Here is a 7104-nt window from a genome sequence, read left to right as displayed (position 1 = left end):
AGCCCCCTCGAACGGAGTATGCGGAGCTGAGGAAAACTCTTGAAACGAGCTGGCCTGCTGGGCGCCTGCGAAGGCCGAGGACGAGCTAGGCTGCGCAAGGTCTTTTTGAATGAGGTCTCGCAGCTGGTTCCAAGACGGGTCGGCTGGAGGCAGGGGGAAAGGCGACAAGGAAGCGGTTTGCGCCGCCGCTTTGTGTGCGCGGCCTTCATCCTGGCGCCAACCCGCCTGCCCGTTGGCGGCCAAGTGCAGGACCTCGTTTGCTGCGGACATCTGTCGAAATCTCTGAAAGAAGCTCCACGCGCTGCGGAACCCACGTGATTCGTTCTTCTTGTACTCTTCAACCGCACGGTTCAGCACCGCAGGTTCAATCCGGGCAACACCCTTACCAAAGTTCTCAGTGAGCCAATCATTGAAACGCAGCAAAACAGGTCGATAATTCCTAATCGTTCTCCCGTAATATCCTTTACTGGCGGCTTCGTTACAGGCAGCCTCAATCACTCTGGTGTCTTCGGTGACAGGACGATGGTCTTTGGTGACAGGACGATGGTCTTTAACTGTCACCCGCTGTTCGGCCTTGGTCTGCCGGAGCCTTCTCAACGCTGGTGTTATACGCCAGGCCTCGCGGCCCGCATAGGCTTTCGCCAGCGCGTCCAACTCCGGACTTTCAAGCCGGTCGGCGATTTGCGTCCGGTGGTTCTGCGCAAGCCATTTGCTGAACTTACGCAGCGCCACGATGTCGGTCTTCACCGTGTGTGAGTTTATTTTGTCGGCGGTAGCTTTTGCCTCGTAGGTGGCAAAGAGTTCCTCATCGTCCCTGCTACTAGGTTTCCGAGCGACGGTCATCCGCTCTCCGGCAGATGCTTGCCGGATTCTAATCAACGCAAGGTTGATGTGACGGAGTAGTATGGGATCGCTGCCCGCGAAGTCCCTAGCCAGGCTGTCCAATTGCCGATCCTGAATCCTGCCACTGATTTGGCTCTGGTGGTTCTTTGCAAGCCATGCGCTGAACTTACGCAGCGCCGCTAAGTCGGTCTTCACCGCGGTTACGTTGCCGGCTGTGGCCTTTGTGTGGTAGTCGGCGAAGACCTCGTCATCCTGCGTGACCGGTCGAGCGCCCCGAGCAACGGTCACCCGCTTTCCGGCAGATGCTTGCCGGAGTCTGGTCAACGCAAAGTTGATTTGACGCAGTAGTAGGGGATCGTTGCCCGCGTAGTCCCTAGCCAGGCTGTCCAATTGCTGATCCTGTATCCTGCCGCGGATTTGGCTCTGGTGGTTCTTTGCAAGCCATGCGCTGAACTTACGCAGCGTCGCCAAGTCGGTCTTCACCGTGGTTTCGCTCACTTTGTCGGTTGTGGCTTTTGTGTGGTAGTCAGCGAAGACCTCGTCATCCTCCGTGCTAGGTCGATTCCGGCCAACTATCACCTGCCCTTCGGCCTGGGCCTGTCGGAGCCTGCCCAATGCTGAGTTGATTTGACCAAGTAATTTGGTATCGCCGGCCGCGCAGAGCTTCACTAGGCTGTCCAGTTGCCGATCGTGAATCCGGCCGGCGATTTGGCTCTGGTGGTCCTTGGCAAGGCGCACACTGAACTTCCGCAACGCCGCTATGTCTTTCGAAATCCTGTTCTGGCTGATTCGATTTCCCTTGGCCGTAGCCAGCCTGCGGTACGTGTTAAAAAGCAGCTCGTCTGGGTGGCGGCGTTCTCGCTTACGCAGCAGTGCAGTTCGCTGCAGGAGGACAGCTTGGTAGCGCGCCTCGGTCGGCTCTGTGGGAGGTGCGCTGATTGGACCGCCCGGTTGATTGGCCGGAGGCTGCCCTAAACCTGCCCGGGGAGCGCGAGGTAGGGGGGTGTGGGGAGCGCTTCTCAAAGGGACGCCTGGGAGGTTGACCGGCGGTGGCAGGGAAGCCAAATCTTGCAGGCAAGCGCCTCCAATCGCTGGGTCGCTTGCAGATACCGACACAGCATGGCCGCCGAACTGCGGAAGCTCCTCCTGATCGACGTTTGGGGTAGGCGAGTTGGTCACGCTATCAATTCCCTGCCAAAACTTCGCCGAAGCGAAACTTTCAGCCGGTAAGCGGGCACCGCGATCGGCGGCTGCAAGAATCTCGTCGTGGTAGACACTTGGCGCAGGCGAGTGGGGCGGTGGACCCGGGGTTGGATTGACCGGCCGAGGCACGCTTCCTTGTAGCTCGTTCAGTCGCTGCTCAAAACTCCTCTGCTCGACCTGGTGCTGTTGCAACCCTGCTTCATCTCTTCGGGCGGGATCTGAGGCGGGGGACGCACCGATATTGTCGAAGAGATCCATCCTACTTCCTTTGCAGTTCCGAGCACTTCAAGCGGTTCTATCTCTACGGTGCTTGGCTTTCGACAATCTGACGGAGGCAGCAATGCAATGGAAGCCATCGTCATTCGGGCGCACGAGTTTTGAGATGGACCGTGGTGGGACTTTTCATGAAACGAGAGGAGTCAATTTCTCATTTCGCCCGACACCTCCGGTTCGATCGGAGACATTTGCGCATGTTGGTTTTGGAGACAATTGCAAGATGCGCCGGCTGCCGCTGGCCCACGGAGGTCGATCGGTCGATCATGGCGACCTGCCGACGGCAGCTACGCCAGGAACCAGCGCTGTGCAATTTGTACCGCAACTGTCTCGGCCTCTGCCCAGAGTACCGCGTTCCGTAACGGCTCGCCATCTCTGCATAGGTTCTGTTGAGACCGGGGTCGCAGTGCCCTGAGAGGCATAATATAACCAGGGACCAGGAACTTCGGCACGCCACCCAGAAGAGGTTCGTGTGCACGCCGATCCGGTCGGGCAGGCTCTCGCTCGGGCAACGGTTCGGAAGACAGTGTAGTTTGAGGCGTCCATCGCTGCCACGAGCAGCGAGAGGCGGTGGCGCGGTGGAGCTTGAGGTGACCGAGCATGCGCTCGATCCGGTTACACTGTTTGGCCGGATCGATTTTTCCGCAGGTAGACAGGTGATCAGAAAGCAGCGAATGGCGCCTGTCAACACACACGCAAGGCAAGTGGCACATGACTTGTGACGGCGGACCGAGCGCGCTGAGTAGTAAAGGTAGTCCCGATGGTAGCGAACATTGCGATAATTCTCCAAAACATGCGAGGTCGGCCGGACACATAGACGGTTCTGGATTGCCCATGGCCCATAGCGGCACAGTAGCCTGCGCAATAACAGAAACCGATTTTGTATACTCGTCTAGACTAACCCAGCGGCATGGAGTGCTCTAGCAACTGGCTCGAAATACTGCATAGGAACAGGTTTTCCTAACTTGGTTGTTTGGATGAGCTGACGCGCTAGGCCATCATCGTCGACAATACTTAGACGTAGCGCCTGCGCCGCTCCGAAGATAGGTGAAACGGCCTCGCCCTCGCCGCGGCAAACCAAGACCGGCACCCCAGTCTCGCCCCTCACGTAACGCAGACCGACCAATATCGCCCGCCCTCTCAAGATCAATGTGGCGTGATGCACGCCAAGCGGAGGTTCGCTAGCCATCTCTTGACGTAGGCGACGTTGTTCATGCTTCAACTCTGGCGTACCTTCTTGTTCCTTCCTTTCGCGCTTGACCTCGGTCTCAGTCATTCGCATGTCGCGCAAAAACAACCAGCGTTGGAGCAGGAGATCGATCAAGCCGCCGACCAGAAGTGCACCGGCACCAATCCCGACCAGCAGTTTCACCTCCGTAAAGACGAAGCCGAGGCACGAAATGCCGCAGACCGGCAGATAGACCATCGTTTTCCACATGCCCAGAATAGAAAAAAGAAAGATAGCGCCGAGGACTAATAGCTTCACCAGCGCCTTGCCAAGGTCGGTTAAGGAGCGCACCGTCACGATGCGCTTCAGTCCCTGAAAAGGATTGATTTTTTCAAACTTGGGCGCCATCGGCTCGAACGAGAAGAGTAGTCCACCGTTAGAGATGAACGCGGCCGAGACCGCCGCGGCGGCTACAGTTCCAAGCAGCGGGCCGACTGTCGTCACGGTGAGTTCGGTCAAGAGAATTAGCGCTTGCCCGACAGCGATATTGAAAGGCAGATCCTGCAGCTTGTCGGTCAATAATACCGCTTCGATGCATTTGTCTTCGATCGCGCTAGCTCTTAACCACAGATAGCCGAGACCGGCGCAGGTGCCGACGGCGCGGACGAAATCGGTGTTGCGCGCAATCTGCCCCTTCTTGCGTGCTTCGCTTAGCTTCTTGTGAGTGCCCGGGTGTTTCTTCTCTTCGCTCGTGCTCATTTCAGCATCTTTTCGAACGCCTCGAGCCCGCCTTTGGCCTGTGCGATATCTGACGCCATGGCGTCGATGAGATACGCAGTGTACGTGACCATAATGATCGGAAAGCCGATATTTTTGATTGTCGGGGAAAGACGGTTCGACTTGAGTTGCGGGGCAAAGCGGGTAAGGATCATTATCGAAATGTCAACTAGCAACAGAAAGGCCACGACAGGCCCGGAGACTAGTAAACTCGTCACCATAATCCGGTCGAGGAGGGCGATTAATTCCATTGCCCCTTGTGAGGTCAGCGTGGGGTAAAATTGATATACGGGCCAGATCGAGTAGCTGCCATAAAGGCCGCCGATCATGATCTCCAGACCTTCCGATGCGACGAAGATCGTGATCGCTGTGATTCCGAGAAAAAGTCCCATCGCGGATGCCTGAGTGTTCGTCGCGGGGTCTACCGGACCGACTTGGCTGGTGATGCCGCGCTGGGTGTCGACAAGCTCACCGGCCGCCTGGAGGCTCCATATCGGGATTCCGAGCGGAATCCCAAGTAGCAGCCCGACAAAAATCTCCTTCAAACCGAGCAGTGTCACTTGGATGAAACGGGTATCAGTATCGAGCAGCTGTAACCCGTCTCTGATGGGTGCCAAGCACGGTAGCCCGAACGCGACAGCAAGGCATGTTCTGATCAGCCCGCCAATTTGAGACCGCGTAAATACTGGCAGGACCAGCATAATGCCGACAGCGCGAGCCGCAGCAAGACCGGCGGCGATGATGAGTTCGATGGCCGCATGGATGAGCATTTGGGCGTCGGTGGGTGACCAACCAGACATCATGAAGGCTAGTAACTCGGTATAATCGCGGGAAACTGGGAGAACACGTAATCGGCTTGCTCGATGAGCGGAGCGCTTAGCACAGGAGCAAACAGAACAATGATCGCAACAACGACCAATAGTTTCACTGTCAGGTGCAAGGTTTCGTCCTGAATCTGTGTTGCCGCCTGGATAATGCCGATGCCCAGGCCGACAACCACAGCGGCAATGAGTGGCGGCAGAACCCAAATCATGAAAACGATTAAGGTTTGGCTCATTTGGGCTACAATGCTGGCCTCATCCATGCTCAACCTCCCGGTGTTGTATAACTCAACACAAGCCCGTGCATTAGTCGGGACCAACCATCAATAGTAACAAATAGAAATAGTTTGAAAGGGACAGCTATCATTGTGGGTGATACCATTGACATGCCCATCGCCATCAAAATCGTGGTTACGATGAGATCGATGCAGATAAACGGAAGATAAAGAAGAAAGCCAATTTCGAAGGCACGCTTGAGTTCTGAAATTAGAAAGGATGGTACGAGAATGGCGAAATCATCAGGTGTCGTCCTGGCGCGCATTTCCTCTGGCCAGACTTGTTTGGTCGACGATAGGAAAAATCGACGCTGCTCTTCGCTTGTGAACTTCTTGAGATAGCCACGCAAAGGCTCTCGTCCCTCTTCAGCAGCGGTAACCCAATCGTCGAAGGTCTGATAGTGGAGTTTCGGGTCCGTGACGCGCGCATAGGTCTGCTCGATAACAGGCGCGCTAACGAAAACGGTGAGAATTAATGCCGTCGCGTAAAGAACTATATTGGGGGGTATCGTCTGCGTCCCGAGCGCGTTGCGGACGAGGAAGAGAACCACAGATATCTTTATAAAGGCGGTGGTTGTGACGACTGTGAGCAGCAGCAGACCCAGCCCAGCCGTAACCGCAAGAAGCGCCAGAATCCCGGGTTGGATCTCACTCATTGCATGCCAACCCGCCACGTAGCCTGATGCCAAGCTCGTCGCCGATGCGCACGATGTCGCCACGGCCGATACGCCGGCCGTTGGCAACTATATCGATCGGACCGTCGACCGGCCGACCAAGTTCGAAGATATGCCCTTCGCCGGCACTCCTCAGTTCCCCTAGCGGCATCAGCCAGCGGCCGCATTCAAAAACCAGAGTGATTTCGATATCGTCGAGCTCGGCATCCGATGGCCCTTGCTGCAATTCCGGTTCTGTCATGATGTGCGCACTCTCCAAGGGGCATGGTTGCGGGCGGAAAGGCCCCCGCTGGATCAGGCGGTCGTCCGCAACATCTGCCACGGCCCAGAGCCGGCCCGCAGAGAGGATGATCTGATCGCGGTGGAACGGTAATACGTCTGGTATCAAAGCATCACCGGCAGATGTTTTGCGAATAAGCGCCGCCGGAACGCAAAGCGAGCCGATCTTTCCTGCAACCAGGACCGGGAGCTCTGCGGGTAATTCGCACGGTTGTGGCGGCAACTGTCGAAGCAGATCTCCCAGGGCGTGGAACGCGAACGGCACCGGGCCATCTAGAGGCGAGAATAGGCACAGACGAGCTTTGCCGTTGATCGGGCCGCAGGCGACGTCATATTCGAGATAGGGAGGTGGCATGGTGGTTTCGCGCAGCTGAGCCAGTTGCACGTCCTGCCGTGTCTGAGCCTCGAGTCGAGCGAGAAGCGGCTCAAGTGCGAGTTCGAGAACCATTGAACCGGTTGGCTCGGAAGGCAAGCCAATGCCGCTCTGCACGGTCGAGATGAGCCTCTCTATCAGTGCACGGGAGATCGACAAGACGATCGTCTCATCTCCGAGCCGCCAAATGCACTCGAGCATCGGAATGGGAAGCGATTCCGGCTGCCAGACAAGCCGTCCTATTCGCACCGATAGCGGCTCGTCGCCAAGTCGGCACTGAAAAGGCGTGCGGGGGTGTGCGCACTCGTTGAGCCACGAGACGACGTCGTGGGACAGACTTAGCTTTGGCTTCAGTGAATCGTGTGTGCTCAAAGTGTTTTCGGCTCTACAAGACGGCACCATTGCGACACGACAAGAA

The 7104-nt window shown here is 56.9% G+C and carries 6 protein-coding genes and 1 pseudogene; all 7 read right to left on the bottom strand.

What is annotated here, in order from left to right:
- Positions 1-2304 (bottom strand): hypothetical protein (locus RFM40_RS31865; RefSeq protein WP_320278948.1); only part of this gene is annotated, 2304 nt, incomplete at its 3' end.
- A gap of 305 nt (positions 2305-2609) precedes the next feature.
- Positions 2610-2886: pseudogene (locus RFM40_RS33800) on the bottom strand (IS21 family transposase); the annotation flags it as partial.
- Positions 2887-3211: 325 nt separating this feature from the next.
- Positions 3212-4246, bottom strand: coding sequence for an EscU/YscU/HrcU family type III secretion system export apparatus switch protein (locus tag RFM40_RS31860; RefSeq protein ID WP_320228529.1), 1035 nt, complete (start codon positions 4244-4246; stop codon positions 3212-3214).
- Positions 4243-5064, bottom strand: a complete 822-nt coding sequence (gene sctT / locus RFM40_RS31855) for a type III secretion system export apparatus subunit SctT (RefSeq protein ID WP_320223469.1) — start codon at positions 5062-5064, stop codon at positions 4243-4245. Before sctT ends, RFM40_RS31860 begins: the two co-directional genes overlap by 4 nt.
- An 8-nt stretch (positions 5065-5072) precedes the next feature.
- Positions 5073-5348 carry an EscS/YscS/HrcS family type III secretion system export apparatus protein gene (locus tag RFM40_RS31850; protein WP_320216873.1) on the bottom strand — a complete coding sequence of 92 codons (276 nt, stop codon included), beginning with the start codon at positions 5346-5348 and terminating at the stop codon, positions 5073-5075.
- 2 nt (positions 5349-5350) lie between these two features.
- Complete coding sequence (gene sctR / locus RFM40_RS31845) at positions 5351-6016, bottom strand: type III secretion system export apparatus subunit SctR (RefSeq protein WP_320223464.1); 666 nt, start codon at positions 6014-6016, stop codon at positions 5351-5353.
- A complete protein-coding gene (gene sctQ, locus RFM40_RS31840) occupies positions 6009-7088 on the bottom strand; it encodes a type III secretion system cytoplasmic ring protein SctQ (RefSeq protein WP_320251058.1) in 1080 nt (359 codons plus the stop codon). The genes sctR and sctQ overlap by 8 nt, the downstream gene beginning before the upstream one ends.
- Positions 7089-7104: the final 16 nt, after the last annotated feature.

This window comes from Mesorhizobium captivum, from assembly GCF_033977165.1.
GTDB classification, from domain to species: Bacteria; Pseudomonadota; Alphaproteobacteria; order Rhizobiales; family Rhizobiaceae; genus Mesorhizobium; species Mesorhizobium captivum.
The sequence above is the reverse complement of the archived record's forward strand: the minus strand, read 5'-3'. Positions and strand labels throughout refer to the sequence as shown.

Coding starts and splice junctions, on each gene's coding strand:
- sctQ (WP_320251058.1), bottom strand. CDS start 7,088: ATGGTGCCGTCTTGTAGAGCCGAAAACACTTTGAGCACACACGATTCA.
- sctT (WP_320223469.1), bottom strand. CDS start 5,064: ATGTCTGGTTGGTCACCCACCGACGCCCAAATGCTCATCCATGCGGCC.
- RFM40_RS31850 (WP_320216873.1), bottom strand. CDS start 5,348: ATGGATGAGGCCAGCATTGTAGCCCAAATGAGCCAAACCTTAATCGTT.
- sctR (WP_320223464.1), bottom strand. CDS start 6,016: ATGAGTGAGATCCAACCCGGGATTCTGGCGCTTCTTGCGGTTACGGCT.
- RFM40_RS31860 (WP_320228529.1), bottom strand. CDS start 4,246: ATGAGCACGAGCGAAGAGAAGAAACACCCGGGCACTCACAAGAAGCTA.